The 25,657-nt window shown below is 73.5% G+C and carries 29 protein-coding genes and 1 tRNA gene; 18 read left to right on the top strand and 12 right to left on the bottom strand.

The window, feature by feature from the left end:
* Nucleotide 1: 1 nt before the first annotated feature.
* Complete coding sequence (locus JQT67_RS00925) at nt 2–664, top strand: trimeric intracellular cation channel family protein (RefSeq protein WP_021009453.1); 663 nt, start codon at nt 2–4, stop codon at nt 662–664.
* 21 nt (nt 665–685) lie between these two features.
* Here JQT67_RS00925 and JQT67_RS00920 read toward each other — a convergent pair whose 3' ends face one another.
* The 3 genes from JQT67_RS00920 to JQT67_RS00910 are packed head-to-tail and all read right to left on the bottom strand — an operon-like array spanning nt 686 to nt 2,099.
* Nucleotides 686–1,483 carry an SURF1 family protein gene (locus tag JQT67_RS00920; protein WP_208063115.1) on the bottom strand — a complete coding sequence of 266 codons (798 nt, stop codon included), beginning with the start codon at nt 1,481–1,483 and terminating at the stop codon, nt 686–688.
* Nucleotides 1,483–1,734 carry a hypothetical protein gene (locus JQT67_RS00915; RefSeq protein ID WP_243755490.1) on the bottom strand — a complete coding sequence of 84 codons (252 nt, stop codon included), beginning with the start codon at nt 1,732–1,734 and terminating at the stop codon, nt 1,483–1,485. Before JQT67_RS00915 ends, JQT67_RS00920 begins: the two co-directional genes overlap by 1 nt.
* Complete coding sequence (locus JQT67_RS00910; protein WP_208063114.1) at nt 1,731–2,099, bottom strand: DUF3099 domain-containing protein; 369 nt, start codon at nt 2,097–2,099, stop codon at nt 1,731–1,733. Before JQT67_RS00910 ends, JQT67_RS00915 begins: the two co-directional genes overlap by 4 nt.
* A gap of 96 nt (nt 2,100–2,195) precedes the next feature.
* Between JQT67_RS00910 and fabG the strand changes: the two genes are divergently transcribed.
* Complete coding sequence (fabG, locus tag JQT67_RS00905) at nt 2,196–2,903, top strand: 3-oxoacyl-ACP reductase FabG (protein ID WP_208063113.1); 708 nt, start codon at nt 2,196–2,198, stop codon at nt 2,901–2,903.
* 16 nt (nt 2,904–2,919) lie between these two features.
* Here the strand turns inward: fabG and JQT67_RS00900 are convergent, their stop codons facing one another.
* Genes JQT67_RS00900 through glgC form a run of 3 tightly spaced genes read right to left on the bottom strand, consistent with a single transcriptional unit; the run spans nt 2,920 to nt 5,541 of the window.
* A complete protein-coding gene (locus tag JQT67_RS00900; protein ID WP_208063112.1) occupies nt 2,920–3,657 on the bottom strand; it encodes a metallophosphoesterase in 738 nt (245 codons plus the stop codon).
* Nucleotides 3,658–3,664: 7 nt separating this feature from the next.
* Nucleotides 3,665–4,309, bottom strand: a complete 645-nt coding sequence (serB, locus tag JQT67_RS00895) for a phosphoserine phosphatase SerB (protein WP_208063111.1) — start codon at nt 4,307–4,309, stop codon at nt 3,665–3,667.
* On the bottom strand, nt 4,306–5,541 hold the full coding sequence (gene glgC / locus JQT67_RS00890; RefSeq protein ID WP_208063110.1) for a glucose-1-phosphate adenylyltransferase: 1,236 nt from the start codon (nt 5,539–5,541) through the stop codon (nt 4,306–4,308). The genes serB and glgC overlap by 4 nt, the downstream gene beginning before the upstream one ends.
* 80 nt (nt 5,542–5,621) lie before the next feature.
* Here glgC and glgA point away from each other — a divergent pair, with 80 nt between their 5' ends.
* The 3 genes from glgA to JQT67_RS00875 all read left to right on the top strand — a co-directional run bounded on the left by glgA (nt 5,622) and on the right by JQT67_RS00875 (nt 7,956).
* On the top strand, nt 5,622–6,821 hold the full coding sequence (gene glgA, locus JQT67_RS00885) for a glycogen synthase (protein WP_208063109.1): 1,200 nt from the start codon (nt 5,622–5,624) through the stop codon (nt 6,819–6,821).
* 10 nt (nt 6,822–6,831) lie between these two features.
* Nucleotides 6,832–7,617 (top strand): ABC transporter ATP-binding protein, encoded by a 786-nt coding sequence (locus JQT67_RS00880; RefSeq protein WP_208063108.1) that lies wholly within the window; start codon nt 6,832–6,834, stop codon nt 7,615–7,617.
* Nucleotides 7,618–7,707: 90 nt separating this feature from the next.
* Nucleotides 7,708–7,956: a type B 50S ribosomal protein L31 gene (locus JQT67_RS00875; RefSeq protein WP_021009443.1), complete on the top strand. Its 249-nt coding sequence runs from the start codon at nt 7,708–7,710 to the stop codon at nt 7,954–7,956.
* 223 nt (nt 7,957–8,179) lie between these two features.
* On the opposite strand, the gene JQT67_RS00870 is transcribed toward JQT67_RS00875, so the two are convergent.
* On the bottom strand, nt 8,180–8,926 hold the full coding sequence (locus JQT67_RS00870) for an exonuclease domain-containing protein (protein WP_208063107.1): 747 nt from the start codon (nt 8,924–8,926) through the stop codon (nt 8,180–8,182).
* Between the two features lie 48 nt (nt 8,927–8,974).
* Here JQT67_RS00870 and JQT67_RS00865 point away from each other — a divergent pair, with 48 nt between their 5' ends.
* A complete protein-coding gene (locus JQT67_RS00865) occupies nt 8,975–9,874 on the top strand; it encodes an alpha/beta fold hydrolase (protein WP_307864135.1) in 900 nt (299 codons plus the stop codon).
* Entirely contained in the window at nt 9,874–10,953 is a 1,080-nt protein-coding gene (locus JQT67_RS00860) for a glycosyltransferase family 1 protein (RefSeq protein ID WP_208063106.1), read from the top strand. The genes JQT67_RS00865 and JQT67_RS00860 overlap by 1 nt, the downstream gene beginning before the upstream one ends.
* A 15-nt stretch (nt 10,954–10,968) precedes the next feature.
* Here the strand turns inward: JQT67_RS00860 and JQT67_RS00855 are convergent, their stop codons facing one another.
* Nucleotides 10,969–11,838 carry a Sir2 family NAD-dependent protein deacetylase gene (locus tag JQT67_RS00855; protein ID WP_052588556.1) on the bottom strand — a complete coding sequence of 290 codons (870 nt, stop codon included), beginning with the start codon at nt 11,836–11,838 and terminating at the stop codon, nt 10,969–10,971.
* Between JQT67_RS00855 and JQT67_RS00850 the strand changes: the two genes are divergently transcribed.
* On the top strand, nt 11,837–12,634 hold the full coding sequence (locus JQT67_RS00850) for an RNA methyltransferase (RefSeq protein ID WP_208063105.1): 798 nt from the start codon (nt 11,837–11,839) through the stop codon (nt 12,632–12,634). The two genes, JQT67_RS00855 and JQT67_RS00850, sit on opposite strands and share 2 nt — an antisense overlap.
* Entirely contained in the window at nt 12,631–13,890 is a 1,260-nt protein-coding gene (locus JQT67_RS00845; RefSeq protein WP_208063104.1) for a D-alanyl-D-alanine carboxypeptidase family protein, read from the top strand. The genes JQT67_RS00850 and JQT67_RS00845 overlap by 4 nt, the downstream gene beginning before the upstream one ends.
* On the opposite strand, the gene JQT67_RS00840 is transcribed toward JQT67_RS00845, so the two are convergent.
* The gene (locus JQT67_RS00840; RefSeq protein WP_021009436.1) at nt 13,887–14,699 is read right to left on the bottom strand and encodes an SGNH/GDSL hydrolase family protein; all 813 of its coding nucleotides are present in this window, start codon (nt 14,697–14,699) and stop codon (nt 13,887–13,889) included. The genes JQT67_RS00845 and JQT67_RS00840 overlap by 4 nt on opposite strands.
* Nucleotides 14,700–14,782: 83 nt before the next feature.
* Between JQT67_RS00840 and dinB the strand changes: the two genes are divergently transcribed.
* Nucleotides 14,783–16,027, top strand: a complete 1,245-nt coding sequence (gene dinB / locus JQT67_RS00835) for a DNA polymerase IV (protein WP_208063103.1) — start codon at nt 14,783–14,785, stop codon at nt 16,025–16,027.
* A gap of 27 nt (nt 16,028–16,054) precedes the next feature.
* Here the strand turns inward: dinB and JQT67_RS00830 are convergent, their stop codons facing one another.
* On the bottom strand, nt 16,055–16,297 hold the full coding sequence (locus JQT67_RS00830) for a PspC domain-containing protein (RefSeq protein WP_208063102.1): 243 nt from the start codon (nt 16,295–16,297) through the stop codon (nt 16,055–16,057).
* 94 nt (nt 16,298–16,391) lie between these two features.
* Nucleotides 16,392–16,477 (bottom strand) — tRNA-Leu (locus JQT67_RS00825).
* Between the two features lie 113 nt (nt 16,478–16,590).
* On the opposite strand from JQT67_RS00825, the gene JQT67_RS00820 reads away from it, so the two are divergent.
* From JQT67_RS00820 to mshC, 3 genes are read left to right on the top strand one after another with little or no spacing between them, the layout of a single operon-like run.
* On the top strand, nt 16,591–17,883 hold the full coding sequence (locus JQT67_RS00820) for a M20/M25/M40 family metallo-hydrolase (protein WP_208063101.1): 1,293 nt from the start codon (nt 16,591–16,593) through the stop codon (nt 17,881–17,883).
* A gap of 21 nt (nt 17,884–17,904) precedes the next feature.
* Nucleotides 17,905–18,738, top strand: a complete 834-nt coding sequence (locus JQT67_RS00815; protein ID WP_208063100.1) for an undecaprenyl-diphosphate phosphatase — start codon at nt 17,905–17,907, stop codon at nt 18,736–18,738.
* Nucleotides 18,738–19,997, top strand: a complete 1,260-nt coding sequence (mshC, locus tag JQT67_RS00810; RefSeq protein WP_208063099.1) for a cysteine--1-D-myo-inosityl 2-amino-2-deoxy-alpha-D-glucopyranoside ligase — start codon at nt 18,738–18,740, stop codon at nt 19,995–19,997. Before JQT67_RS00815 ends, mshC begins: the two co-directional genes overlap by 1 nt.
* A 3-nt stretch (nt 19,998–20,000) precedes the next feature.
* Here the strand turns inward: mshC and JQT67_RS00805 are convergent, their stop codons facing one another.
* A complete protein-coding gene (locus JQT67_RS00805) occupies nt 20,001–20,936 on the bottom strand; it encodes a PAC2 family protein (RefSeq protein WP_021009430.1) in 936 nt (311 codons plus the stop codon).
* A 57-nt stretch (nt 20,937–20,993) separates the two neighbouring features.
* Here JQT67_RS00805 and JQT67_RS00800 point away from each other — a divergent pair, with 57 nt between their 5' ends.
* The 5 genes from JQT67_RS00800 to JQT67_RS00780 are packed head-to-tail and all read left to right on the top strand — an operon-like array spanning nt 20,994 to nt 25,655.
* Nucleotides 20,994–21,680, top strand: a complete 687-nt coding sequence (locus JQT67_RS00800; RefSeq protein ID WP_208063098.1) for an HAD family phosphatase — start codon at nt 20,994–20,996, stop codon at nt 21,678–21,680.
* A complete protein-coding gene (locus tag JQT67_RS00795) occupies nt 21,680–22,681 on the top strand; it encodes a tRNA (adenine-N1)-methyltransferase (RefSeq protein ID WP_208063393.1) in 1,002 nt (333 codons plus the stop codon). Before JQT67_RS00800 ends, JQT67_RS00795 begins: the two co-directional genes overlap by 1 nt.
* A 31-nt stretch (nt 22,682–22,712) precedes the next feature.
* Nucleotides 22,713–23,684, top strand: a complete 972-nt coding sequence (locus JQT67_RS13695) for an FKBP-type peptidyl-prolyl cis-trans isomerase (protein ID WP_208063097.1) — start codon at nt 22,713–22,715, stop codon at nt 23,682–23,684.
* A 13-nt stretch (nt 23,685–23,697) separates the two neighbouring features.
* Nucleotides 23,698–24,720: a YafY family protein gene (locus JQT67_RS00785; protein ID WP_208063096.1), complete on the top strand. Its 1,023-nt coding sequence runs from the start codon at nt 23,698–23,700 to the stop codon at nt 24,718–24,720.
* Nucleotides 24,717–25,655, top strand: a complete 939-nt coding sequence (locus tag JQT67_RS00780; protein WP_208063095.1) for a YafY family protein — start codon at nt 24,717–24,719, stop codon at nt 25,653–25,655. The genes JQT67_RS00785 and JQT67_RS00780 overlap by 4 nt, the downstream gene beginning before the upstream one ends.
* Nucleotides 25,656–25,657: the final 2 nt, after the last annotated feature.

Here is a 25,657-nt window from a genome sequence, read left to right as displayed (position 1 = left end):
CATGCTCGATGAGCCGGTCGGCTGGCTGTCGGCGGTCGGCGGCGCGCTCAACGCGATCGGCATCGTCGCGTTCGCGATCTCCGGCGCGCTGCTCGCGGTGCAGAAGCGCATGGACCTCGTCGGCATGGCGGGGCTCGCGGTCGTCACCGCCACCGGCGGCGGCATGCTGCGCGACCTGCTGATCGGCGCGACTCCCGTCGCGGTGCTGCGCGAGTGGTGGATGATCGGCGCCGCGCTGCTCGGCGCGCTCGCCGTCTTCCTGCTGCACCGGTGGATGGACAAGCTCGACCGGCCCGTGCTCATCTTCGACGCGATCGGCCTCGGCATCTTCGTCGTCGCGGGCGCGACGAAGGCCGTCCACCACGGCGTCGACCCGGTCGGCGCGGCGTTCGTCGGCATGCTGACGGGCATCGGCGGCGGCATCCTGCGCGACGCCCTCGCGAACGACATCCCCGCCGTGTTCCGGCGCGACTCGCGGCTCTACCTGCTGCCGGCGCTGCTCGGCTCGAGCGCCGCGGCGACCGCCGAGTGGATGGGCTGGGGGCACTGGGCCGTGCTCACGGGCATCGCGCTCGTCGTCTGCGCGCTGCGCATCGCGAGCGAGCTGCTCGACTGGCGCGTGCCGTCGCTCAAGACGCAGGCGATCCCGACGGTCCGCGACTGACGCGGCGACGATCCGGAGCGCTCAGGCGCGGTCGAGGATGTCGTCCTCGACGTCGGCGTCAGAGCGCCGCTCGCGCTTCGGCTTCGGCGGCGGCGCGTCGCCGCGCAGCTCCTCGCGCATGCCCCACGCGACCGCGGCGTAGCCGAAGAGCGCGAAGACGAACCACTGCAGCGTGTAGGAGAGGTGCGGTCCCTCGTCGAGCACGGGGCGCGTGGCGATCGCGACGTCGTCGGGCGCAGCGCCGTCCTCGCTCACGAGCAGCCCGTAGGCGCCGACGTAGGCATCGCCGTCGATGCCCTCGGCGATCGCCGGCAGGTTGACGGATGCGATCTGGCCCTCGGGAGCGCCCCGGCCGGGGATGTCGCCCTCGTTCGGGCGCAGCCGGGCGACGACCGTCGTCGGCCCGGCCGGCGTCGCGGGGTCGGTGACGGGCCGCTCGGCGCCCGAGGCCTGGTCGATCCAGCCCCGGTCGACGATGAAGACGGTGCCCTCGGTCGTGCGGAACGGCGCGATGACGTCGAAGCCGACCTCGCCGCCGCGCCAGCGGCCGCGCAGCAGCAGCTGCTCGTCGAGCAGGTACTCGCCCTCCAGCACGACGGGCGTCCACTGCTTCGCGGGGTCGAAGGTCGCCGGGTCGGGCATGACCTCAGCCACCGCGACCGGCGAGCGGTCGTAGTTCGACTCGAGCCGCTCGATCGCGGCGAGCGCCTCCTCGCGGCGGTTCCACTGCCAGACGCCGAAGAGGCAGCACGCGATCGCGAAGATCGTCGCCAGCGCGACGTAGCCGAGCCAGCGGGGCTGGCGGAGGAGGGTGAGCATCAGGCGACTCGCTCGACCGTCTCGCCGAACGCGGTCTCGACGACGGGGAAGCCGCGCGAGCGCAGCCACGCGGCGAGGCTCTCGCGGTGCTCGGCGCACGCCGCCCACGTCTTCACGCGGTCGGCGTCGTGGATGCGCGGGTTGCGCCAGTGCAGGGCGTGCGCAGCCTGGGCCGAGCACCCGGCCGACGAGCACACCGCCGACGGCTCGGGCGCGCTGGCGCCGCCGTCGAGCATGCCGAGCAGGCTCATCGATCCGCTCCCGGTCGGTCGCGGTCGCTCGGCGCCCCGCCGCCCAGTGAGTCGGGCGCAGCGCGCCACGTGCGGTCGTCCGCGGCGAAGCCACTCGCCGCCGACGGCCCGGCGGGCAGCGCGTTCGGCGCCTCCCGCACCTCGCCGACCGCGTGCGTCGAGACGTTCGCGACCACGACCGCGAAGTAGGGGATGAGCACGGCGACGAGCGCCGGCGCGAGCTTCCACCAGCCCGGCACGACGAAGAAGAGCCCGAGGCACCCGACCCGCACGAGCATCATGTACAGGTACATGCGGAAGCGCCTCTCACGATCCTCGTCTGGGGAGATCGGGAGGTCGGTGATCGACGCGGACCGTGCTCGCATGGCCCGACCACTCTACGCGCGCGCCCTTTGCGCCAGCCCTGTCTTTCGGGCTCGCCCCGGCCTTCCGGGATGCCCCCGTCTTCTAGGCTGGCTCGCATGACCTCTCGCACCGTGCTCGTCACCGGCGGCAACCGCGGCATCGGCCGCGCGATCGCCCAGTCCTTCCTCGACGCCGGTCACCGCGTCGCGATCACCTCGCGCGACGGCTCCGGCCCCGAGGGCGCGCTCGCGGTCGCGGCGGACGTCACGGACGCCGCCTCGATCGACGCGGCGTTCTCGCGCATCGAGCAGGAGCTCGGCCCGGTCGAGGTCGTGGTCGCGAACGCGGGCATCACGCGCGACACGCTCCTCATGCGCATGAGCGAGGAGGACTTCGCGGCGGTCGTCGACACGAACCTCGGCGGCGCGTTCCGCGTCGCGCAGCGCGCCTCGAAGGGCATGCTGCGGGCCAAGTGGGGCCGCGTCATCCTCATCTCGAGCGTCGTCGGCCTCTACGGCGGCCCCGGCCAGGTCAACTACGCCGCCTCGAAGGCCGGGCTCGTCGGCATCGCCCGCTCGATCACGCGCGAGCTCGGCGCCCGCGGCATCACGGCGAACGTCGTCGCGCCGGGCTTCATCGCGACCGACATGACCGCCGAGCTCGACGAGAAGACGCAGGCGGAGTACAAGCAGGCGATCCCCGCGGCGCGCTACGGCAGCGCCGAGGAGGTCGCCGGGGTCGTGCGCTGGCTCGCCGGCGACGAGGCCGCCTACATCTCGGGCGCCGTCATCCCCGTCGACGGCGGCCTCGGCATGGGTCACTAGCCGACGAGGGCGGCGCTCAGGCGCGGCGCTGGTAGACGCCCGAGCGGAGCTCGGCGATCCAGTGCTCGAGGAACGGGATGCCGGCCGCGCGCGCGATCGCGATCTCGGCCTCGACGTCGTAGGGCACGCGCACGAACTGCACCGAGAGCTCGCCGGCGTCGCCCGCTTCGAGCAGCGCGTATGCCGCGGTCGGGTCGCCGTCGAGCTCGTTGCCGGCGCTGCCGACGTTCAGCAGCCACCGGCCCCGGCGGATGTCGAGCCACTGGTCGTGGAGGTCGCCGTACGCGACGACGTCGGCCCGCGCGACCGCACCCGTCGCATCCGTCGGCTCGAACATCGCGTCGAAGGTCGCATCGTCGGCGCCCGAGCGCACGCGGTGGTGGACGGAGTCGGCGGATGCGTGGAAGAGGCGCACGAGGCGGGAGCCGAGCACCGCGTCGTGATGGAAGGGGAGCGAGGCGAGCCACGCGAGCGCCTCGGCGCCGAGCTCGTCGCGGTACCACGCGGGCGCCGTCCACGGCGAGCGCTCGGGCGCCGCGACCGCCTCGTCCCAGTTGCCGCGCACCACGACGTCGCACGCCTCGCGCGCGAGCGCGACGACGGCCCGACCCCGCGGCCCCTTGCCGACGAGGTCGCCACCGCACCACACCGCATCCGCCCCGCGCCGCCGCGCGTCGGCGAGCACCGCCTCGAGCGCCGTGAGGTTGCCGTGCATGTCGGAGACGATCGCGATGCGCTGCGAGGGAGCGGCCATCGGCGCCTCAGCCGGGCAGGATCGGGATGAGCTCGCGGAAGTCGGGCACGTCGATGGCGTTCGTCGCCACCTCGCGCACGAGCGGCTTCGCGCAGAACGCGACCGAGATGCCCGCCGCCTCCATCATGAGGACGTCGTTCGCGCCGTCACCGACCGCCATGACGCGCTCGCGCGGCACGCCGAGGTTCAGCCGCAGCGACTCGAGCGTGTCGCGCTTGGCCGCGCCGTCGATGACGGGGCCGATCGAGCGGCCCGTGAGGCGCCCATCCGCCACCTCGAGCCGGTTCGCGCGCGCGTGGTCGATGCCGAGCTCGGCCGCGAGCGGGTCGAGCACCTCGTGGAAGCCGCCCGAGACCGCCGCGATGCGGCCGCCGCGCCCGTGCACCTCGGCGACGAGCTCGGGCACGCCGTCGGTGACCGTCACCTGCTCGCGGGCCGCGTCGAGCACCGAGACCGGCAGCCCCTCGAGCATGAGGAGGCGCTCGGCGAGCGAGGCGGCGAAGTCGAGCTCGCCGCGCATCGCGCGCTCGGTGACCGCCGCGACGTGCCGCTCGGCGTCGGGCCCGACCGCGCGCGCGAGCAGCTCGATGACCTCGTCGCGGATGAGCGTCGAGTCGACGTCGGTGACGACGAGGAGCGATGCCCCCGTCACAGGATCGTCGAGCCCTTCGGCACCGTGACGATGCCGGAGGCCGAGATGGAGAAGCCGCGCGCGAGGTCGGCCTCGTGGTCGACGCCGATCTGCACGCCGGGGCCGATCTCGACCCCCTTGTCGATGATCGCCCTCCGCACGACGGCGCCGGCGCCGACGTGCACCTGGTCGAAGAGGATCGCGTCTGAGACGGTCGCGCCCGCGTCGATCGTGCACCACGGGGAGACGACGCTGCGCACGACGCTCGCCCCCTGCACGACCGAGCCCGCGCCCACGATCGCCTCGTTGACGTCGGCCGCGCGACCCCACGCATCCCTCGTGAACTTCGCCGGGGGCGCGTTCACCGTCTGGGTGTAGATCGGCCACTCGCGGTTGTAGAGGTTGAAGATCGGCAGCGCCGAGATGAGGTCCATGTGCGCGTCGAAGAACGACTCGATCGTGCCGACGTCGCGCCAGTAGTACTTGTCGCGCTCGGTCGCGCCGGGGACGGTGTTGTTCTTGAGGTCGTACATCGCCGCCTCGCCGCGCTCGACGAACCAGGGGATGATGTCGCCGCCCATGTCGTGGTCGGAGTCCTCGAGCCGATTGTCGGCGATCACGGCCTCGACGAGCGCGTCGGCGTCGAAGACGTAGTTGCCCATCGACGCGAGCACCTCGCCGGGCGCGACGGCGAAGCCGGATGCGTCGGCGGGCTTCTCGTGGAACGCGCGGATGTAGCCGGGCTTGTCGTCGTCCTCCTCGATGACGCCGAACTGGTGCGCGAGCTCGATCGGCTGGCGGATGCCCGCGACGGTCGCGCGCGCTCCCGAGGCGAGGTGGGCGTCGATCATGTCGCGGAAGTCCATCCGGTAGACGTGGTCGGCGCCCACCACGACGACGATGTCGGGCTTCTCGTCGGCGATGAGGTTGAGCGATTGGAAGATCGCGTCGGCGCTGCCGGCGAACCAGTGCTTGCCGGTGCGCTGCTGGGCCGGCACCGACGTGACGTAGGAGTTGAGCATCGACGACATGCGCCACACCTGCGAGATGTGGCGGTCGAGCGAGTGCGACTTGTACTGCGTGAGCACGACGATCTGCCGCAGGCTCGAGTTGATGAGGTTCGAGATCGCGAAGTCGATCAGTCGATAGGCGCCGCCGAACGGCACCGCCGGCTTCGCCCGATCGGCGGTGAGCGGCATGAGCCGCTTGCCCTCGCCGCCTGCCAGCACGATCCCGAAGACCTTCTTGTCCATGGGTTCACCCTACGGTTCTTGTCTGCACGCTGACCAGGAGCCGGACGGCGGGTGCGGATGCGCTGGCGTACTGTGAGGGCATGCGCGTCGACCTGCTGACGAAGGAGTATCCGCCGGAGATCTACGGGGGAGCGGGGGTGCACGTCACCGAGCTCGTGAAGGCGCTCCGCGACTCGACCGAGGTGCGCGTGCGGTGCTTCGGCGCCCCGCGCGACGAGGAGGGCGTGACCGCCTACGACGTGCCCGCCGAGCTCGCCGACGCGAACGGCGCGCTCCAGACGCTCGCGGTCGACCTGCAGATCGCCGACGCGGTCGCCGACGCCGATCTCGTGCACTCGCACACGTGGTACGCGAACGAGGCGGGCCGGCTCGCGCAGGAGCTGCACGGCATCCCGCACATCGTCACCGCGCACTCGCTCGAGCCGCTGCGCCCGTGGAAGGCCGAGCAGCTCGGCGGCGGCTACCGCATCTCGAGCGACATCGAGCGGCGCGCCTACGAGGCCGCCGACCGCGTGATCGCCGTCTCGGACGGCATGCGCGCCGACATCCTGCGCTCCTACCCGTCGCTCGACCCCGAGCGGGTCGTCACGATCCACAACGGCATCGACCTCGAGGCGTGGGCGCCGCTGCCCGACGCGGATCGCGCGCGCGAGCTCGGCATGGACCCCGACCGACCGGCCGTCGTCTTCGTCGGCCGCATCACGCGGCAGAAGGGTCTCCCGCACCTGCTGCGCGCCGCTCGCTCGCTCCCGGAGGACGTGCAGCTCGTGCTCGTGGCCGGGGCGCCGGACACGCCGGAGATCCTCGCGGAGGTCAAGGGCCTCGTCGACGAGCTCCGCTCGGCGCGCGGCGGTGTCATCTGGATCGACGACGTGCTCGCCCGCGACGACGTGCGGGTGCTGCTGAGCCACGCGACGACGTTCGTGTGTCCGAGCGTCTACGAGCCGCTCGGCATCGTCAACCTCGAGGCGATGGCGTGCGGCGCGCCCGTCGTCGGGAGCGCGACCGGCGGCATCCCCGAGGTCATCGTCGACGGCGAGACGGGCTACCTCGTGCCGATCGACCAGGTGCAGGACGGCACGGGCACGCCCACCGACCCCGACCGCTTCGTCGCCGACCTCGCCGACGCGCTCACGCGCATGGTCGCCGACCCCGCCGCCGCCAAGCGGATGGGCGAGGCCGGCCGGGCGCGCGCCGCCGAGCACTTCGACTGGCACCGCATCGCGGCCGAGACGCGCGAGGTCTACCAGCGCGTCATCGACGAGCGCGCCGGTCGATAGGCTCGCTGGCATGGCGAACGTGCTCGAGCTCCGCGATGTCTCCTTCGTCCGGAACGGGAACCGGATCCTCGATGGCATCTCGTGGAGCGTCGACGAGGCCGACCGCTGGGTGATCCTCGGCCCCAACGGAGCCGGCAAGTCGACGATCCTGCAGCTCGCGTCGGCCACGACGCATCCGACCTCCGGCCAGGTCGACGTGCTCGGCGAGCGCATCGGCAAGGTCGACGTCTTCGAGCTCCGCACGCGCATCGGCCTCGCGGCGACGGGCCTCGCGCGCCGCATCCCGGCGGCCGAGCGCGTCGGCGACGTCGTGCTCACCGCGGCCTACGCGGTGACGGGCCGCTGGCGCGAGCAGTACGAGTCGCTCGACCTCGAGCGCGCCGCCGAGGTCATGGACGCGTGGGACCTCAGCGCCCTCGCGACCCGCCCCTTCGGCACGCTCTCCGACGGGGAGCGCAAGCGCGTGCAGATCGCTCGCGCCGTCATGACCGACCCCGAGCTCATGCTGCTCGACGAGCCCGCCGGCAGCCTCGACCTCGGCGCGCGCGAGTCGCTGCTCGCCTCGCTCGAGGAGTACGCGTCGAGCCCGCTCGCGCCCGCGATCGTCATGGTCACCCACCACGTCGAGGAGATCCCGCCGGGCTTCACGCACGCGATGCTGCTGCGCGAGGGCGGCATCGTCGCGGCGGGGCCGCTCGACGACGTGCTGACGGATGCGCACCTCACCGAGACCTTCGACATCCCGCTCGCCATCGCCCGCGAGGGCGGCCGCTGGTCGGCGCGCGCGAAGCGCTGAGCCGCACCCGAGCCCTTCCCACCTGATACACTCGTCTGTCGGCCCGCACGCCGACCGAAGACTTCCGCGCCCGAGCGACCAAGGAAACCCATGAAGACCGAGATCCACCCCGACTACCGCCCGATCGTGTTCCGCGACCTCGCCTCGGGCGAGACGTTCCTCACGCGCTCGACGATCACGAGCGACAAGACGATCGAGCTCGACGGCGAGACCTACCCCGTCATCGACGTCGAGATCTCGTCGGCCTCGCACCCGTTCTACACGGGCAAGCAGCGCATCATGGACTCGGCCGGCCGCGTCGAGAAGTTCAAGAACCGCTACAAGGGCTTCGGCGGCTGATCGCAGCAGCACGCACAGAGGGCGACGGGCTTCGGCTCGTCGCCCTCTCTCGTCGCCCCGCGCGCAGAGTGCCGGGACTCTGCGCTGAGGGCGGCCGCGAACCGCAGAGTGCCGGAACTCTGCGCTGACGGCGCTGGCAGACCGCAGCGTGTCGGCACTCTGCCGCCGAGGCGCGAGACAGGCCTCGGCGCTGGGGCGGCGGAGAGCCGAAGGGGTCTTCGCTCTAGAGCTCCACCGCGCGCAGCGGCCAGCCGCGGCCCGCGTTGAACGTCGGGTCGGAGCGGCGCTTGAACTCCTCGAAGCCCGCCGCCTGCTCATCTGCCCAGCGCTCGGTGAGCTCGTGGAGCGAGATCGGGTCGATGCGCAGCTCGGGGTAGCGGGCGGTCATGACCTGCGCGAGCCGGCCCGCGGCGATCGCGTCGGCGCTTGCGTCGTGGGCGTCGACGAGCTCGATGCCGTAGACCTCGGCCGCGACCGTGAGGGTGCGCTTGCCGCGGCGGTAGCGGTCGACCTGGCGGTCGATGACCATCGGGTCGATGACCGGCCGCGCGTCGAGCGGCTCGATGCCGTAGCGGCGGCACTCGGCGGCGAGGAGCGAGAAGTCGTAGGCGGCGTTGAACGCGCACACCGCGAGCCCGCCGGCGAAGTGGCGGGCGAGCTCGTCGCGGATCTCCTGCACCGCGATCGGCGCCTGCGCGCCCTCGGCGCGCGCCCGCTCGGTCGTGACGCCGTGCACGGCGGTCGACGCGGCCGGGATCTCGACGCCGGGGTCGACGATCCAGTAGCGGCCCTCGATGACGGCGCCGCTCGCATCGAGCACACCGACGAACGCGGTGACGATGCGCGACTGCGCGGGATCGATGCCCGTCGTCTCGAGGTCGAAGACGGCGAGCCGATCGATCCAGCGATCGGGCGCCTCGGGGCTCACCTCGAGGATCGGCCTCCGCAGCTGCACGCTCGTCTCCGTCATGCGCCCACGGTAGCCCGCACCTCCCACACCCGCGGGTAGGCTCGACCGGTGCCAGTGGAAAGCGGATCGCGCCCGTCGCCGTACCGAGCGCTGCTCGACGCGCTCCCGCGGCGCGAGCGCTCGATCGACGTCGACGGCACCGCCACGGCGGTGTTCGAGTACGGCGAGCCGGATGCGCGCCCGATCGTCTTCGTGCACGGATTCCGCGGCGATCACCACGGGCTCGAGCCGATCGCCGCGCACCTGCCCGGCATGCGGGTCATCGTGCCCGACCTCCCCGGCTTCGGGGACTCCGAGGCCCTGTCCACCGCATCCATCGACGCCTACGCAACGTGGCTCAGCGCGCTCGTCGCGAGCGAGGCGCCCGGCGCCGCCGTGCTCGGCCACTCGTTCGGCTCGATCGTCGTCGCGCACGCCGCCGCGAGCGGTCTCGACGCGAGCCGCATCGTACTCGTCAACCCCATCGCGACGCCCGCCCTCTCGGGCCCCAACCGGCTCGGCTCGGCGCTCGCGCTCGGCTACTACCGCGCGGCGGCCGCCCTGCCCGAGCGCGCGGGCCTCGCGCTGCTCGGCGCGCCGCCGATCGTGCGCGGCATGAGCGCGTTCATGGCGAAGACGCGCGACCGGGGGCTGCGCGCCTGGATCCACGGCCAGCACGACGCCTACTTCTCGAGCTACGCCTCGCGCCGGTCGGTGCTCGAGGCGTTCGACGCCTCCATCCGCCACACGGTCGGCGAGGTCGCGGCCCGCATCGCGCAGCCCGTGCAGCTCATCGCCGCCGATCGCGACGACATCACGCCGCTGCGCGAGCAGCACCGGCTGCGCACTCGCTTCCCCGACGCGCGCCTCGCGGTGCTCCGCGGCACCGGCCACCTCGTGCACTACGAGCAGCCGCGCGAGGCCGCCGCCGTCGTCCGCCGCTTCCTCGCCGAGGGCGCCGCGCGCTGATGCGCATCCTGTTCGACTGCCGCTACGTGCGCCTCGAGCGGCACGACGGCATCTCGCGCTTCTCGGCCGAGCTCGTCGCCGAGCTCGCGCGCGACCACGACGTGACGATGCTCGTGAGCGACGAGCGGCAGCTCTCGATGCTCCCGCGGCTGCCGCACGTGCTCGGCCCCTCGCCGACCGGTCCGCTCGAGCCGCTCACGTCGTGGCGGCTGCGACGCGTGCGCGCCGACGTCGCGTTCTCGCCGATGCAGACGATCGGCTCGATCGGCCGCGCGTGGCCGCTCGTGACGACGGTGCACGACCTCATCTACTACCGCCACCCGACCCCGCCGCCGAGCCTCCCGGCCCCCGTGCGGCTCCTGTGGCGGCTCTACCACCGCTCCTTCGCGCCGCAGCGCATGCTGCTCGACGCCGTCGACGGCGTCGCGACCGTCTCCGAGACCACCCGCGGCCTCATCGAGCGGCACCGCCTCACGCGGCGGCCGGTCGCGGTCGTGCCGAACGCGTTCGCGCCGCTCGGCGAGCCCGTCGGGCACGCCGAGCCGCCCACTCGCCGGCTCGTCTACATGGGTTCGTTCATGCCCTACAAGGACGTCGAGACGCTCGTCACCGCCGCGCGCCTGCTGCCCGAGCACGAGCTGCACCTGTGCAGCCGCGTCGACCCGGCGACGCGCGAGCGGCTCACACGGCTCGCGGCAGGCGCATCCGTCGTCTTCCACGACGGCGTCACCGACGCCGAGTACGCCGAGCTGCTGCGGAGCGCGACGGCGCTCGTGCACGCGTCGCGCGACGAGGGCTTCGGCATCCCGCTGCTCGAGGCGATGAGCCTCGGCGTGCCCGCGGTCGTGGCCGACACCGCGATCTTCCGCGAGGTGGGCGGCGATGCGGCGCGCTACTTCCCGGTGGGAGACGCGGATGCGCTCGCGCGCGCCGTGCGCGCCCTCGAGGGGGAGTGGGCGGCCGTCTCGCGCGCCTCCCGCGAGCAGGCCGCGCGGTTCAGCTGGCGCGCCTCAGCCGAGCGGCTCGGCGCCTTCCTCGCCCAGGTCGCCGCGGCGTCGCCGCGTCGCCGCGCGCGCTGACGCCGCAGTCGCGGCTCAGGCCGGCGCGCCGAGCGCGTCGGCGATCGCGGAGAGCGACTCGCTCGTGCCACCCTCGACGCGCGCCGCCGCGCGGCCGTCCCACTTCGTCGGCCCGCGGTTGACGATCACGATCGGCACGTCCTCGCGCCGCGCGACCTCGAGCAGCCGCGTGCCGGAGTTCACGACGAGCGAGGAGCCCGCGACGAGCACGACCTCGCCCGCCGCGACGATGTCGCGCGCCGCGGCGAAGACGTCGACGGGCACGAGCTCGCCGAAGAAGACGACGTCGGGCTTGAGGATGCCGCCGCACACCGGGCACGCGGGCACCTCGAAGCGCTGCGACGCGTCGATCTCGACGTCGCCGTCGGGCTGGAGCCGCACTCGCTCGGGCATGCGGATCCACGAGTTCAGCCGCTCGATCTCGTCGGCGATCCGGTGCCGGTCGAAGGTCGTGCCGCAGTCGAGGCACGAGACGGTGTGGAGCTGCCCGTGCACGTGCGTCACGTTCGTCGAGCCGGCGCGCTCGTGCAGGTCGTCGACGTTCTGCGTCGCGATGCCGGTCGTGAGCCCCGCGCGCTCGAGCCGCGCGAGCGCCCGGTGGCCCTCGTTGGGCTGCACGCCGGCGAAGCGCTGCCAGCCGAGGTGGCTGCCCGCCCAGTAGCGGCGTCGCGCGTCAGCGCTCGCGAGGAACGTCTCGAACAGCATGGGGTTGCGCGGCGGCGCGCCGGCACCCCGGTAGTCGGGGATGCCGGAGTCGGTCGAGATGCCCGCGCCGGTCACGACCGCGATGCGGCGACCGCGCAGCAGGTCGATGGCGGTGTCGAGCACGGTCACGACCCTAGCCCCGGTATCCTCGAGCCCGGCGGGGGAAGGCTGGGAGCGCATGCAGATCGTGTCGATCGACTCGCTCGCCGACCCCCGGCTCGAGGACTTCGTCGGGCTCACCGACGTCGCCCTCCGCCGCCGCACCGAGCCCGAGCGCGGCCTCTACATCGCCGAGTCGCAGACGGTGCTCGAGCGCGCGCTGCGCGCGGGCCACGAGCCGCGCTCGGTGCTCGTCGCCCCGCGCTGGCTGCCCGACGTCGAGCGGCTCGTCGGCGGCCTCGACGTACCGGTCTTCGTCGGCGACGAGGGCGTGCTCGAGCAGATCACGGGCTTCCACCTGCACCGAGGCGCGCTCGCCTCGATGCGCCGACCCGTGCTGCCGGATGCGTCGGCGCTGCTCGAGCGCGCCCGTCGCGTCGTCGTGCTCGACGGCCTCGTCGACCACACGAACGTCGGCGCGGCGTTCCGATCGGTCGCCGGCATCGGCGGCGACGCGGTGCTCGTGACCTCGACGTGCGCGGATCCGCTCTACCGGCGGAGCGTGCGCGTCTCGATGGGCACGGTGCTGCAGGTGCCGTGGGCGCGCATCGACTCGCTCGAGGCAGCCGTCCCCGTCTTCCACGACGCGGGCTTCGAGGTCGTCGCGATGGCGCTCCGCGACGACGCCGTCGACCTCGACGAGTACGCGGCGGCGCCCGCGGAGCGCGTCGCGCTCGTCTTCGGCTCGGAGGGACCTGGCCTCTCGGCGCGAGCGATCGCCGCCGCCGACCGCGTCGTGCGCATCCCCATGCACCACGGCGTCGACTCGCTCAACGTCGCGGCCTCGGCCGCCGTCGCGATGTGGGCGCTGCGATGACCGCACGCGCGCCCGCGGCCGCCCGCCGCACGCATCCGCTCGTCGTGCTGCTGCGCTCGCTCCTCGTCGTCGCGCTCGTCGCGGCCGTCGCGCTCGCCGCCGCCGTGCTCGTCGCTCCCGCCCCGGCGGTCGCGGGCGAGCCGGTGGAGGCCGCGCCGGCCGAGCTGCCGGCCGCGCAGGTCGCGTGGCCCGAGGCAGCGCGCGCCGCCGGCTACGGCGTCGTGGGCATCGACGGCGGCCCCGACGTGTGGGAGGCGTGGGGGAGCGAGGACGCGCACCCGATGGCGAGCGTCGCGAAGCTCGTCACCGTGCTCGTCGTGCTCGACGCGCACCCGATCGAGGGCGACTCGCGCGGCGCCGTCATCACGCTCGACGCGGACGACGTCGCGGCGCAAGCGCGAGCGGTGCGCGAGAACGCGCCCATCGCGCCGGTCTTCGACGGCATGCAGGTGACGCAGCGCGACCTCGTGGAGTGGTCGCTCGTCGACTCGGCCGGCAACGCGATCTGGTCGCTCGCCAATTGGGCGTTCGGCGACATGGACGGCTTCGCCGCGGCGGCCGCCGCCTGGACCGATCGGCACGGCTTCGACGACACGGTGCTCGCCGATCCCGCCGGACTCGACGCCCGCTCCGTCTCGAGCGCGCCCGACCTCACGCGCATCGCGCTCATGGCCGTCGCCGACCCCGTCGTGCTCGCGACGATCCAGCTCGAGTCGGTGCGCATCCCCGGCATCGGCATCGCACCCAACACGAACCGCATCCTCGGCCAGCACGACATCGACGGCGGCAAGACCGGCACGCTCAAGGTCTGGGGTCGGAACCTCTTCGTCACGGCCACGCGCGAGGTCGACGGGGAGCAGCGCCGGGTCGTGGGAATCGTGATGGGCACGATCGCGGCCGACGAGACCGACGCCGCGATGATCGGGCTGCTCGAGAGCCTGTGGCCGAGCTTCGCCACGCGCACGATCGTCGAGCCGGGCACCGTCGTCGCCGAGTACCGGGCGCCGTGGGGAGCGTCGACGCGAGCGGTCGCGACCGCCCCGCTCGACGCGCACGTCTTCGCCGACGACGCCCCCGGGTGGAGCGCGACGGTCGAACCGATCGAGGCGGGCGCCGTGCCGCAGCCGGTCGGCGAGGTGCGGCTCGAGCGCGGCGACGCGGTCGCTCCCGTGCGCACCGCGAGCCTCCTGGCGCCCCCGGACGCGTGGTGGCGCATCACGAACGCACCGCAGGTGCTCGGCTGGTACTTCGACTAGCCGGCGGCGCCCTCGTCGTCGCGCGGCAGCACGACCGGCGCGGCGGTGGGCCGCTTCGGCGAGATCGTGTCGCCGGAGGACTGGCCGCGCAGCCGTCGCAGCACCCAGGGCGCGAGGTGCTCGCGCGCCCACTGCAGGTCGTCGCGCCGCATGCGCTGCCACGTGCGCACGGGCAGCGGCTCCGGCGCCATCGGCTCGAGCGCGTGGTGCACGCCGAGCGCGTCGAGCACGATGATCGCGATCGCGTGGTGGCCGAGCGCTGAGAAGTGCAGCCGGTCGGCGGCCCACATCTGCGGCTGCTGCAGCTGCCGCGCCGACCACATGTCGGCGATCACCGCGCCGTGCTTCGCCGCGACGCCGTGCAGGTTGGCGTTGTAGATGCCGACCTTCCCGCGGATCGCGCGCAGCACTGGCGTCATCGCGATGTCGGGGCCGTTGAAGAGCACGACCTCGGCGCCCGTCGCGCGCAGCCGCCCGACGACCTCGTCGAGCCGCGCCGCGAGCGCGTCGGGGTCGCCGCCGGGCCGGATGAGGTCGTTGCCGCCCGCCGAGATCGTCACGAGGTCTGGCTGGAGCGCGATCGCCGGCTCGAGCTGCTCGTCGACGATCTGCTGCAGCAGCCGGCCCCGGATCGCGAGGTTCGCGTACTCGAAGTCGGGCCGCGAGCGCGCGAGCTCCTCCGCGACCCGGTCGGCCCACCCGCGCACGCCGTTCGGCAGGTTCGGCTCCTCGTCGCCCACTCCTTCGGTGAAGCTGTCGCCGAGCGCGACGTAGCGGGTGAACGGGTGCTCGAGGCCTGGGTGCTGCATGCCTCCATCCTGCCGTGCGTTCCGCCGTCGTCGATCGAGCGGTGTCTCGAAGCCGTGTCGCCGGTACGTGGGACGATGGATGCGTGAGCAAGCAGGATGGGTCGAACCGGCTCGTCTCGGGCCACGACGTCGACGACTCGACCGCGACGATCCTGCACGTCGACCTCGACGCGTTCTTCGCCTCGGCGTCGCTGCTCGCGAGGCCCGACCTCGTCGGGCTCCCGGTCGTGATCGGCCACGACTCGACGCGCTCGGTCGTCACCGCCGCGACCTACGAGGCCCGCAAGTACGGCGTGCACTCCGCGATGCCGATGGGGCGGGCGCTGCGGCTGTGCCCGAACGCGATCGTGCTCGAGCCCGACTTCCACCTCTACTCGCGCCTCTCGAAGCACGTGATGGGCATCCTCGACGACGTCTCGCCCGACGTCGAGCGGCTCGGCATCGACGAGGCCTTCGTCGGCATCGCGGGCCTGCGTCGCCTCTCCGGCGGCGCGAACCGCATCGGACCGGGGCTCCGGCAGCGCATCCGGGCCGAGACGGGTCTCGTCGCCTCCGTCGGCGCGGCGAGCACGAAGCACGTCGCGAAGCTCGCCTCCGGTCGTGCGAAGCCCGACGGGCTGCTCGTCGTGCCCGACGAGCACGTGCTCGACTTCCTCCACCCGCAGCCCGCGAGCGCCATCTGGGGCGTGGGGCCGAAGCAGCAGGAGCGCCTCGCGCGCTACGGGCTCCACACCGTCGGCGACGTCGCGCGCACGCCGCTCGAGCGGCTCGAGGCGTGGTTCGGCGAGGCGACCGGCCGCCACCTGCACGAGCTCTCGTGGGGACGGGATGCGCGCGAGGTGCGCGAGCGCGGTCACGAGAAGACCTTCGGGCACAACCACACGTTCTCGCACGACGTGCTCGATCGCACCGAGCTGCAGGGCGAGATCCTGCGCCTCGCGACGGGCGTGGGCCGGCGCCTCCGCGACGCGGGCGTGCAGGCGCGCACCGTGACGCTCACGGTGCGCTTCCACGACTTCCGCACCATCACCCGCTCGCGCACGCTGCCGGAGGCGACCGACGTCACGCGCGTGCTCGTCGAAACGGCGTGGTCGCTGCTCGACGGGCTCGGCGAGCTGCCGCCCGTGCGGCTCCTCGGCGTGCGGGCGAGCTCGGTGCAGGACGCCGCCGACCACGGGCTGCTGTGGGACGACACCGAGACGTGGGGGAGCGCGGAGCGCGCGATGGACGCGGTGCACGACCGCTTCGGCGCCGCCGCGGTCGCACCCGCGAGCATGCTGCGGCGCGAGCGGAAGCGCGACGACACGGGACCCTCCGGCGGCGACTGAGCCGCGAGCGATGCGGCGCCTGCCGCGTCAGCCGCGCCCGAGCCAGCGCTCGAGCGGGATCGAGCCGCGGTGGTTCGGCGTCAGCACCCACACGACCGCGTAGAGGCCCCAGCCGACGACCGGCAGCGCGAACAGCAGCAGCGTGACGAGGCGCACGAGCCACACGTTGATGCGCGTCTTCGCGGCGATGCCGCCGCAGATGCCGGCGAGGATCCGCTGCGGGCCGCGGCGGAAGCCCGCCCGGCGGATGGAGTCGAAGATGGAGGCCATGGGCTCACGCTAGCCGCGCCGGCTGGACGGCGGGAGGGGGACTTCCCCCAGGAACGGGAAGAGGCCCGGAGCGAATCGCTCCGGACCTCTCTCGTGCGCGAGGGGGGACTTGAACCCCCACGCCCTAATACGGGCACTAGCACCTCAAGCTAGCGCGTCTGCCAATTCCGCCACCCGCGCAGAGTGTCGGTCTCCTTTGCAGGACCGAGAAATGACTCTAGCACGCTCCGGAGGGGGTCGATGACCACCCGGTGCGCACGGGGCCGGGAGTGCGGGGCGGCTAGCCTTGAGCGGTGACCGATGGCCTCTCCCGCACCGTGCAGCTCGCCCGGGACCTCATCCGCATCGACACGCAGAACTGGGGCGGTGGGCGATCGTCCGGCGAGGCAGATGCGGCGGCCTACGTGAGCGCGGTGCTCGCGTCGATGGGCGTCGAGAGCGAGACCTTCGAGTCGGCGCCCGGCCGCGCGAGCGTCGTCGCCCGCATCGACGGGGAGGACCCGAGCCTGCCGCGGCTCGTCGTGCACGGCCACCTCGACGTCGTGCCCGCCGACGCGAGCGAGTGGAGCGTCGATCCCTTCGCGGGCGAGATCCGCGACGGCCTGCTGTGGGGCCGCGGCGCGGTCGACATGAAGCAGATGGACGCGATGATCCTCGCGGCGCTCGAGCGCATCCTCGCGAGCGGCCGCCGTCCCCGGCGCGGCCTCGTCGTCGCGTTCTTCGCCGACGAGGAGGCGGGCGGCGCCTACGGCGCCCAGTGGCTCGTGCGCAACCATCCGGAGCTCTTCGAGGGCGCGACCGAGGCGATCAGCGAGGTCGGCGGCTACTCGATCGAGGTCGGCGGCCGCCGCGCCTACCTCCTCCAGACGGGCGAGAAGGCGCTGCAGTGGATCCTGCTCCGCGCTCGCGGCACGGCCGCGCACGGCTCGCAGCACATGCGCGACAACGCGGTGACGAAGCTCGCCGCCGCGGTCGCCGCGGTCGGCGCGCACGAGTTCCCCGTCGAGCTCACCGACACGACGCGCGAGCTCATCGCGCGGGTCGCCTCGCTGCTCGGCGTCGACGACGACGACCCCGACGCGGTCGCCGAGCGCACCGGCACCGTCTCGCGCTTCCTGCGCTCGAGCCTCCGCCACACGGCGAACCCGACGATGCTCGACGCGGGCTACAAGCACAACGTCATCCCCTCGGTCGCCGAGGCGCGCATCGACGTGCGCCCGCTGCCCGGCCGCGAGCGGGAGGCGATCGACGCCATCCGGAACCTCATCGGCGAGGGCATCGAGATCGAGCTCGTGCACGGCGACATCGGCATCGAGCACCCGTTCGGCGGCGCGCTCGTCGACGCGATGGCCGCCTCGCTCGGCCGCTTCGACCCCGAGGCGCCCGTGCTGCCGTACATGCTCTCGGGCGGCACCGACAACAAGTCGCTCGCCGAGCTCGGCATCGCGGGCTACGGCTTCGCGCCGCTGCGGCTCACGCCCGACCTCGACTTCGCCGCGATGTTCCACGGCGTCGACGAGCGGGTGCCGCTCGATGCCCTCGACTTCGGCACCGACGTGCTCGAAGACCTGCTGCTCACCTACTGACCTCCTACCGACCAGAGGACCATGGACTGGCTGATCGCGATCGTGCTCGGGGCGCTGCAGGGCGCCACCGAGTTCCTGCCCATCTCGTCGAGCGCCCACTTGCGCATCGCGGGCGAGCTGCTGCCGGGCGCGGAGGATCCCGGCGCGACGTTCACCGCCATCACGCAGATCGGCACCGAGCTCGCCGTCGTCATCTTCTTCTGGCGCGACATCTCGCGCATCATCGCGAAGTGGTTCGGCTCCTTCCGCGGCACGGTCGCGAAGGACGACCCCGACGTCAAGATGGGCTGGCTCGTCATCATCGGCACCGTGCCGATCGTCATCGCCGGCGTGCTCTTCCAGGACCTCATCCGCGACCAGCTGCGCAGCCTCTGGATCACCGCGACCGTGCTCATCGTCTTCGGCGTCATCCTCGGCCTCGCCGACATGCTCGGCAAGCGCGTCAAGACGCTCGAGACGACGACCTACCGCGACGGCCTGCTCATCGGCGTCGCGCAGGTGCTCGCGCTCATCCCGGGCGTCTCGCGCTCCGGGGCGACGGTCACGATGGGCCGCGCGCTCGGCTACGAGCGGCCCGCCGCCGCGAAGTACGCGTTCTTCCTCGCGGTGCCGGCCGTCTTCGGCTCCGGCTTCTACGAGGCCTACCAGGCCTTCACCGAGCCGTCGTCGATCGGCCTCGGCTGGGGCCCGACGATCCTCGCGACCGCCGTCGCCTTCGTCGTCGGTCTCGCCGTCATCCGCTGGCTCATGGCGTGGATCTCGCGCCGCAGCTTCGCGCCGTTCGTCATCTACCGCATCGCCCTCGGCGGCGTGCTGCTCGTCGCCCTCTCGGCCGGCTGGATCGAGGCCCTCTGATGCGCTCCTGGCAGCGTCCCGCGGTGCCCTCGCTCGCCGAGCTCGGCCACGGCGAGGGGGAGCGGCCGAGCGTGCACGACGTGCGGCGCGACGGGCGCGCGGTCGTGCCCGCGGGACCGACGGCATCCATGTACACGTGCGGGATCACGCCCTACGACGCGACCCACCTCGGGCACGCCTTCACCTACCTCGCCTTCGACACGCTCACGCGCGTGTGGCTCGACGCGGGCCTTGAGGTGCGCACGGCGATGAACTCCACCGACGTCGACGACCCGCTGCTCGAGCGCGCGGCGCGCGACGGGGTCGACTGGCGCGAGCTCGCCGAGGCGCAGCAGCAGCTCTTCCGCGAGGACATGGCGGCGCTGCGCGTGCTGCCGCCCGACTCGTGGGTCGCGGTCACCGAGCGCATCGAGCCGATCGCCGAGGCGGTGCAGCGGATGCTCGACACGGGAGACGCCTACACGCTGCCGGCCGAGGGCGTCGACGGCGTCGACGTGCTGTTCGACGCGAGCCGCACGCGGCAGTTCGCCATGGGCGCCGGCAGCCGCACCGACGAGGCCGAGATGCTCGAGCTCACGCGCGAGTTCGGCGGCGACCCCGACCGACCGGGCAAGCGCTCGCCGCTCGACCCGCTGCTGTGGCGCGCCGAGCGACCGGGGGAGCCGGCGTGGGACTCGCCGCTCGGCCGCGGGCGGCCCGGCTGGCACGTCGAGTGCACCGTCATCGCGATGGCCGAGCTCGGCGCGCCCTTCACGGTCGCGGCGGGCGGCCGCGACCTGCGCTTCCCGCACCAGGAGATGCAGGGCCACCACGCGCTCGCGCTCGGTGCCGACCTCTTCAGCGACGTGCGGCTGAATGCCGGGCTCGTCGCGTTCGAGGGCGAGAAGATGTCGAAGTCGCGCGGCAACCTCGTGCTCGTCTCGCGGCTGCGCGAGCAGGGAGCGCGGCCCGCTGCGATCCGGCTCGCGCTGCTCGACCACCACTGGCGCTCCGACTGGGAGTGGATGCCGGGCGAGCTCGAGGCCGCCGAGGCCCGGCTCGACCGGTGGCTCGAGTGGGCGGCGATCCCTGCCGACGACCCCTCGCGCGACGACAGCGTCGTGCCGTGGCTGCGCGTGACGCTGCAGGACGACCTCAACACGCCGGCGGCGCTGCAGGCGGTCGACGCGTTCGCGCTGCGGGCGCCCGCCGACGAGGGCAGCCTCGCGGCGATCGACGCGCTGCTGGGCATCGACCTCCGCGCCGTCGAGCGGCGCTAGGGCTCAGACGGGCGGCGCGTCGTCCGGCCGGTCGCCGTCGCCCTGCGCGTCGGGCCGCGGGCGGCGGTTCTCGTCGCGCAGGAATCGCTCGAACTCGTGCGCGATCGCCTCGCCCGAGGCCTCGGGGCTCTCGACCGCGTCGCGCTGCTCCTCGAGCTTGCCGATGTAGGCGCGCATGTCGTCGTCGCGCTCGGTGATCTCGTCGATGCCGCGCTCCCACTCGCCCGACTGCTCGATGAGGTCGCCGAGCGGGATGGTCACGTCGATCATCTCGGAGAGCCGGTCGAGCAGCGCGATGACCGCCTTCGGGGCGGGGGCGTTGTGCACGTAGTGCGGCACGGATGCCCAGAGCGAGGCGGTCTGGATGCCCGCGTCCTGCGCGGCGAGCGAGAGCACCGTCATGATGCCCGTCGGCCCCTCGTACTCGCTCTGCAGCACGCCGAGCCGCGACTGCAGCTCGCGGCTGTCGCTCGAGATCGAGGTCGCGATGGGGCGCGTGTGCGGCACGTCGGCGAGCATCGCGCCGACGAAGACGATCGCCTCGACCTCGCAGCCGCGGGCGATCTCGAGGAACTCCGCCGCGTAGGCGGCCCAGTTGCGGCTCGGCTCGGCACCGACGAGCGCGAACACCTCGCCCTCGTTGCCGCTCGAGACGTCGAGGCCCGCGTCGGCGGCGAGCGCCTTCCGCGCCGAGGGGCGCGTGGGGGCGTACGCGATCGTCGAGGGCCACTGCAGGGCGCGCGTGCCGTCGTCGAGCGTGCGCACGACCGGCCGGTGCATCGCGAAGTCGACGTACTCGTCGGGCTCGATCTCGTCGAAGGGCTCGAGCTCGCACGCCTCGACGAGCCGCCGCACAGCGGTGCTCGCCGCATCGCCGGCATCGGTCCAGCCCTCGAACGCGACGACCATGATGCGGCCCTCGATGGGTCCTCGTGCCACGCCCGGCACCTCCTCACGTCGGACGCCCACTCTATGCCGCCCGGCTAGGCTGGCGCGGTGACCCCAGCCCCCTCCAGACCGATCGGTGCCGTGCTGTTCGACCTCGACGGCACGCTCGTCGACACCGAGCCCGCCTGGATGGCCGCCGAGGCGCGGCTCGCTGAGGAGCACGGCGTCGAGTGGACGCCCGCCGACGCCGAGGCGCTCGTCGGCTCCGACCTGTGGGACGGCGCCCGCTACTTCATCGAGCGAGGCGTGCCGATGGGGGAGCAGGAGATCGTCGACCGGCTCGTGGGCGAAGTGCTCGCGTGGATGGACGACGTGCTCCCCGCGCGTCCCGGCGCCCTCGAGCTGCTGCGCGCCCTCCGCGACGAGGGCGTGCCGATCGCGCTCGTGACGATGTCGACCCGCTCGATCGTCGACCGCGTCGACGCCGCGCTCGCTCGCTCGCTCGGCGGCTCGCCGTTCGACGCGACCGTCGCGGGCGACGAGTGCGAGCGCGGCAAGCCCGACCCCGAGCCGTACCGGCGCGGGCTCGAGCTGCTCGGCGTCGGCGCGGCCGACGCGGTCGCGATCGAGGACTCGCGCACGGGTGCGGCGAGCGCGCTCGCCGCCGGGCTCGTGACGATCGGCGTTCCGCACGCCGTCGACCTGCAGGGCGTGCCGGGGATCGTGCACTGGCCCTCGCTCGCCGGTCGCACGCCCGCAGACCTCGCCGCGGCGATCGCGGAGGCCCGCTCGTGATGGGCAGGACCGGCCCCTTCCAGTGGGGCGACGTCGTGCAGCTGACCGGCCCGAAGCAGCGGCTCAACACGATCGTGCTCACCGAGGGCAAGCACTTCCACACGCAGCACGGCGCGCTCGCGCACGAGTCGTTCATCGGGCTCGACGACGGCTCGCTCGTGCACGTCGGCGAGGCGCCGTACCTCGCCATCCGGCCGCTCCTGCACGACTACGTCATGTCGATGCCGCGCGGCGCCGCGATCATCTACCCGAAGGACGCGGCCCACATCCTCGGCTTCGCCGACATCCACGCCGACCTCACGGTCGTCGAGGCGGGCGTCGGCTCCGGCGCGCTCTCGCTCTGGCTGCTGCGCGCACTCCACGGCACGGGCCGGCTCGTCTCCTTCGAGCGTCGCGAGGAGTTCCGCGACGTCGCCGAGGCGAACGTCACCGGCTTCTTCGGCGAGCGGCCCGAGAACTGGACGACCGTGCTCGGCGACCTCGCCGAGGCGCTGCCCGAGCACGTCGCCGACGGCGAGGCCGACCGCGTGCTGCTCGACATGCTCGCGCCGTGGGAGTGCGTCGACGCGACCGCGCAGGCCCTGCGACCCGGCGGGCTCGTGCTCGCGTACGTCGCAACCGTGACGCAGCTCTCGCGCACCGTCGAGGCGATCCGCGCCGACGGCCGCTTCACCGCACCCGTCTCGTCCGAGACGCTCGTGCGCGGCTGGCACGTCGAGGGCCTCGCCGTGCGGCCCGACCACCGCATGGTCGCCCACACGGGCTTCCTCATGACCGCGCGGCGCGTCGCGGACGGCGTCGAGCTGCCCTCGTTCCGCCGCCGCGCGGCGAAGGCCGACTTCGCCGAGGCCGACATCGAGGCGTGGACGCCCGGCGCGCTCGGCGACCGCACGCCGAGCGACAAGCGGATGCGCCGCGCCGTGCGCGACGCGAAGCGCCAGGCTGAGGCGATCCTCGGCGATGGCGAGGCCGGGGCCGCCACCGCGCCGCCGCTAGACTGACGGCGATTCACATACCTCGAAAGGCTTCGCCGTGCGCACTCGCCCCCTCTCGATCGCCGCGCTGCTCGTCGCAGCTGCCGGCCTCACCGCGTGCCAGGCGCCCGCCGACGGCCTCGACGGCTGCGAGCCGCTCCTGCAGCCGGGCGCCGCGACGGGCGAGGTCTCGGTCGACGCGTCGGGTGAGGCTCCCGAGGCGAGCTTCCAGGTGCCGCTCGTGACCGACGGCAACCAGGCGCAAGTGCTCGGCGGCGAGGGCGAGCGCGCGGCCGACGGCGACACGGTCGACACCGACTACGTCGTGTACTCGGGCAAGACGGGCGAGCTCATCTCGAGCTCCTACGCGGGCGGCGCCGGCGCCGCCGCCAACCCGCTGCGCGTGAGCGTCGGCGGCGAGTCGGTGCTCGCCCAGGCGGTCGCGTGCGGCGCACCCGGCGGCCACGTCGTCCTCACCACCACGATCGCCGAGCTCTTCGGTCCCGGCGCGGCATCCGAGTCGATGGACATCGGGCCGGCCGACACCGCCGTCGTCGTGCTCGGCGTGAGCGACGTGCGGCCCGGTCGCGCCGAGGGCAACCCGCGCCCCGGCCAGCAGGGCATGCCCGCGATCGCGCTCGCCCCGAACGGCCAGCCCGGCGTCACCTTCCCCGGCTCGCCGGCGCCCGCCGAGCTCACCGTCATGCAGAGCATCGAGGGCACCGGCCCCGAGGTCGCCGAGGGCGACACCGTGCTGCTGCACTACACGGGCATCATCTGGGAGACCGAGGAGGTCTTCGACTCGTCGTGGGAGAAGGGCAGCCCCACCGAGATGACGATCTCGGACGCGAACCTCATCCCCGGCTTCGTCGACGCCGTCGTCGGCCAGCCGGTCGGCAGCCAGGTCGTCGTCTCGATCCCGCAGGAGCTCGGCTACGCCGATCCCGCCACTCGGCCCGCGTCGATCGGCGAGGGCGAGCACCTGCTGTTCGTCATCGACATCCTCGACCGGGTCGACGCCGCCGAGTGAGGCCCGCGCGCTGATGGCGAGGATCGAGGCGGAGGAGCGGCAGTTCTCGCTGCTGCTCGCGCTCGTCGACGCGCGCGCCGGCTTCACGAAGCACGAGCTCTTCGAGCGGGTCGCCGGCTACCAGGGCCAGCCTCCCGGCGACGCGCTCGAGCGCATGTTCGAGCGCGACAAGGACGCGCTGCGCGAGCACGGCATCGTCATCGACGTCGTGCAGCCGCCGGGCGACGACAGCAACCAGCAGGCGCGCTACCGCGTGCTCGACGGCGTGCTCGGCGACCCCGCCGAGCTGCAGTTCGACGCCGACGAGCGCGAGCTGCTCGACCTCGCGCTGCGCGTCTGGCACGAGGGCGGGCTCACCGAGGAGGCGCAGCGCGCGGCCCTCAAGCTGCGCGCCGACCCCGAGTTCCGCGGCGGCCTGCCGCTCGAGCGCACGCCCGGCCGCACCGAGGAGCCCGCGGCAGCCGAGGTGCTGCTGCCGCGCCAGCGCCCGCGCGAGAGCGCCTTCCAGTCGCTCAAGCGGGCCGCGGACCGCGGCCGCGAGGTCGTCTTCGACTACCTCAAGCCCGGCGAGCGCTCGCCCCGCACGCGCACGGTGCAGCCCTGGGCGACCGTGCTGTTCCGCGGCCGCTGGATGCTCGTCGGCTTCGACCTCGGCGCCGAGGACTCCCGCACGTTCCTCATGCAGCGCATCGTCTCGCCGGTGAAGGACCGCGCCGCGCGCACGCCCTTCGAGGTGCCGGCGGATGCGGCGAGCGGCGCGATCGCGAAGCTCGAGGAGATCTGGGCGGGGGCCTCGGTCGGCGTGCTCGCGGTGCCGGGCAGCGATGCCGACATCCGGCTGCGCCACCGGCCCGGCACGACCGAGGAGGACGGGCTGCTCGTCGTGCACCACGCCGACCGCCACCTGCTCGCCGACGAGCTCGCGGCCTTCGGCGCCGACGTGCAGGTCGTCTGGCCCGAGGAGCAGCGCGCCCTCGTGCGCGCGAGGCTCGAGCGCGTGCGCGATGCGCACGCCGATCCGGAGGAGGCGGCATGAGCGCGTCGCGCGTCGAACGCGGCATCGGACTGCTGCTCTCCCTCATCCAGTACGTCACCGCATCCGGCTCGGTCACGGTCGCGGAGGCCGCCGCGCACTTCGGCGTCGACGACGAGCGCATCCGCGAGGCCGTGCGGCGCGTGTTCATGTCGGGCGTCCCGGACGGCGCGGGCGACTTCATCCGCTTCGACATCGACTTCGACGCGTTCGAGGAGCAGGACGTCATCTCAGTGACGATGCGGCCCGCCTTCGAGGACGAGACCGTGCGGCTCTCGCCGCGGGAGGCGAGCGCCCTCATCGCGGGGCTCTCGCTCGTCGCCGGCTACACCGACGCGGCCCCCGAGCGCGTCGAGGCGCTGCAGGAGAAGCTGCGCGGCGCTGCCTCGCGCGGCGCCGACACCGTCGCCGTCGACCGGCTCGAGGTGCCGCGGGCCGCGCAGCTCGTGCGCGACGCGATCCGCGCCCGCACGGTGCTGTCGATCGACTACCGCAAGCCCGGCGAGGGGTCGCGCCGTCGCACCGTCGCTCCCACCCGCCTCGAGCTGCGCGAGGGCCAGGTCTTCGTCCGCGGCTTCGACCTCGACCGGCAGGATGCGCGCACCTTCCGGCTCGACCGCATCGAGTCGATCGAGCGCACCGAGCTCCCGTGGCCGCACCCGATGCCCGCGCTCGAGCGTCCCGTCACGGGCACGGCGCAGATCGTCGCGACGCGCGCTGCGGCGGCCCTGCTCGCCGACTACGCCACGAGCGATCCCGTCTCGGTCGACGGCGATCGCGTGCGGCTCGACATCGAGCTGTGGAGCGAGGCGAGCGTGCTGAGCGCGGTCGCCTCGTGCGGCGGCGACGCCGAGATCATCGCGCCCGCGAGCCTGCGTCGCGCGATGCACAGGTTCGCGACGGCTGCGCTGGGGGACGGGCAGGCGACGGCCGGGTAGGA

The organism is Agrococcus sp. TF02-05, from assembly GCF_017565345.1.
Taxonomy (GTDB): domain Bacteria; phylum Actinomycetota; class Actinomycetes; order Actinomycetales; family Microbacteriaceae; genus Agrococcus; species Agrococcus pavilionensis.
Note: the sequence above shows the minus strand (reverse complement) of the source record. Positions and strands in the feature narration are given on the sequence as shown.

Excerpts from the sequence above, each read along its gene's own strand:
- JQT67_RS00910 (WP_208063114.1), bottom strand. The coding sequence starts at position 2,099 with ATGCGAGCACGGTCCGCGTCGATCACCGACCTCCCGATCTCCCCAGAC.
- fabG (WP_208063113.1), top strand. The coding sequence starts at position 2,196 with ATGACCTCTCGCACCGTGCTCGTCACCGGCGGCAACCGCGGCATCGGC.
- JQT67_RS00920 (WP_208063115.1), bottom strand. The coding sequence starts at position 1,483 with ATGCTCACCCTCCTCCGCCAGCCCCGCTGGCTCGGCTACGTCGCGCTG.
- JQT67_RS00850 (WP_208063105.1), top strand. The coding sequence starts at position 11,837 with ATGCAGATCGTGTCGATCGACTCGCTCGCCGACCCCCGGCTCGAGGAC.
- JQT67_RS00875 (WP_021009443.1), top strand. The coding sequence starts at position 7,708 with ATGAAGACCGAGATCCACCCCGACTACCGCCCGATCGTGTTCCGCGAC.
- JQT67_RS00915 (WP_243755490.1), bottom strand. The coding sequence starts at position 1,734 with ATGAGCCTGCTCGGCATGCTCGACGGCGGCGCCAGCGCGCCCGAGCCG.
- JQT67_RS00840 (WP_021009436.1), bottom strand. The coding sequence starts at position 14,699 with ATGCAGCACCCAGGCCTCGAGCACCCGTTCACCCGCTACGTCGCGCTC.
- JQT67_RS00830 (WP_208063102.1), bottom strand. The coding sequence starts at position 16,297 with ATGGCCTCCATCTTCGACTCCATCCGCCGGGCGGGCTTCCGCCGCGGC.
- JQT67_RS00860 (WP_208063106.1), top strand. The coding sequence starts at position 9,874 with ATGCGCATCCTGTTCGACTGCCGCTACGTGCGCCTCGAGCGGCACGAC.
- JQT67_RS00880 (WP_208063108.1), top strand. The coding sequence starts at position 6,832 with ATGGCGAACGTGCTCGAGCTCCGCGATGTCTCCTTCGTCCGGAACGGG.
- JQT67_RS00845 (WP_208063104.1), top strand. The coding sequence starts at position 12,631 with ATGACCGCACGCGCGCCCGCGGCCGCCCGCCGCACGCATCCGCTCGTC.
- JQT67_RS00780 (WP_208063095.1), top strand. The coding sequence starts at position 24,717 with ATGAGCGCGTCGCGCGTCGAACGCGGCATCGGACTGCTGCTCTCCCTC.
- JQT67_RS00815 (WP_208063100.1), top strand. The coding sequence starts at position 17,905 with ATGGACTGGCTGATCGCGATCGTGCTCGGGGCGCTGCAGGGCGCCACC.
- JQT67_RS00855 (WP_052588556.1), bottom strand. The coding sequence starts at position 11,838 with ATGCGCTCCCAGCCTTCCCCCGCCGGGCTCGAGGATACCGGGGCTAGG.
- JQT67_RS00785 (WP_208063096.1), top strand. The coding sequence starts at position 23,698 with ATGGCGAGGATCGAGGCGGAGGAGCGGCAGTTCTCGCTGCTGCTCGCG.
- mshC (WP_208063099.1), top strand. The coding sequence starts at position 18,738 with ATGCGCTCCTGGCAGCGTCCCGCGGTGCCCTCGCTCGCCGAGCTCGGC.
- JQT67_RS00900 (WP_208063112.1), bottom strand. The coding sequence starts at position 3,657 with ATGGCCGCTCCCTCGCAGCGCATCGCGATCGTCTCCGACATGCACGGC.
- JQT67_RS00795 (WP_208063393.1), top strand. The coding sequence starts at position 21,680 with ATGGGCAGGACCGGCCCCTTCCAGTGGGGCGACGTCGTGCAGCTGACC.
- JQT67_RS00870 (WP_208063107.1), bottom strand. The coding sequence starts at position 8,926 with ATGACGGAGACGAGCGTGCAGCTGCGGAGGCCGATCCTCGAGGTGAGC.
- glgC (WP_208063110.1), bottom strand. The coding sequence starts at position 5,541 with ATGGACAAGAAGGTCTTCGGGATCGTGCTGGCAGGCGGCGAGGGCAAG.
- JQT67_RS00925 (WP_021009453.1), top strand. The coding sequence starts at position 2 with ATGCTCGATGAGCCGGTCGGCTGGCTGTCGGCGGTCGGCGGCGCGCTC.
- glgA (WP_208063109.1), top strand. The coding sequence starts at position 5,622 with ATGCGCGTCGACCTGCTGACGAAGGAGTATCCGCCGGAGATCTACGGG.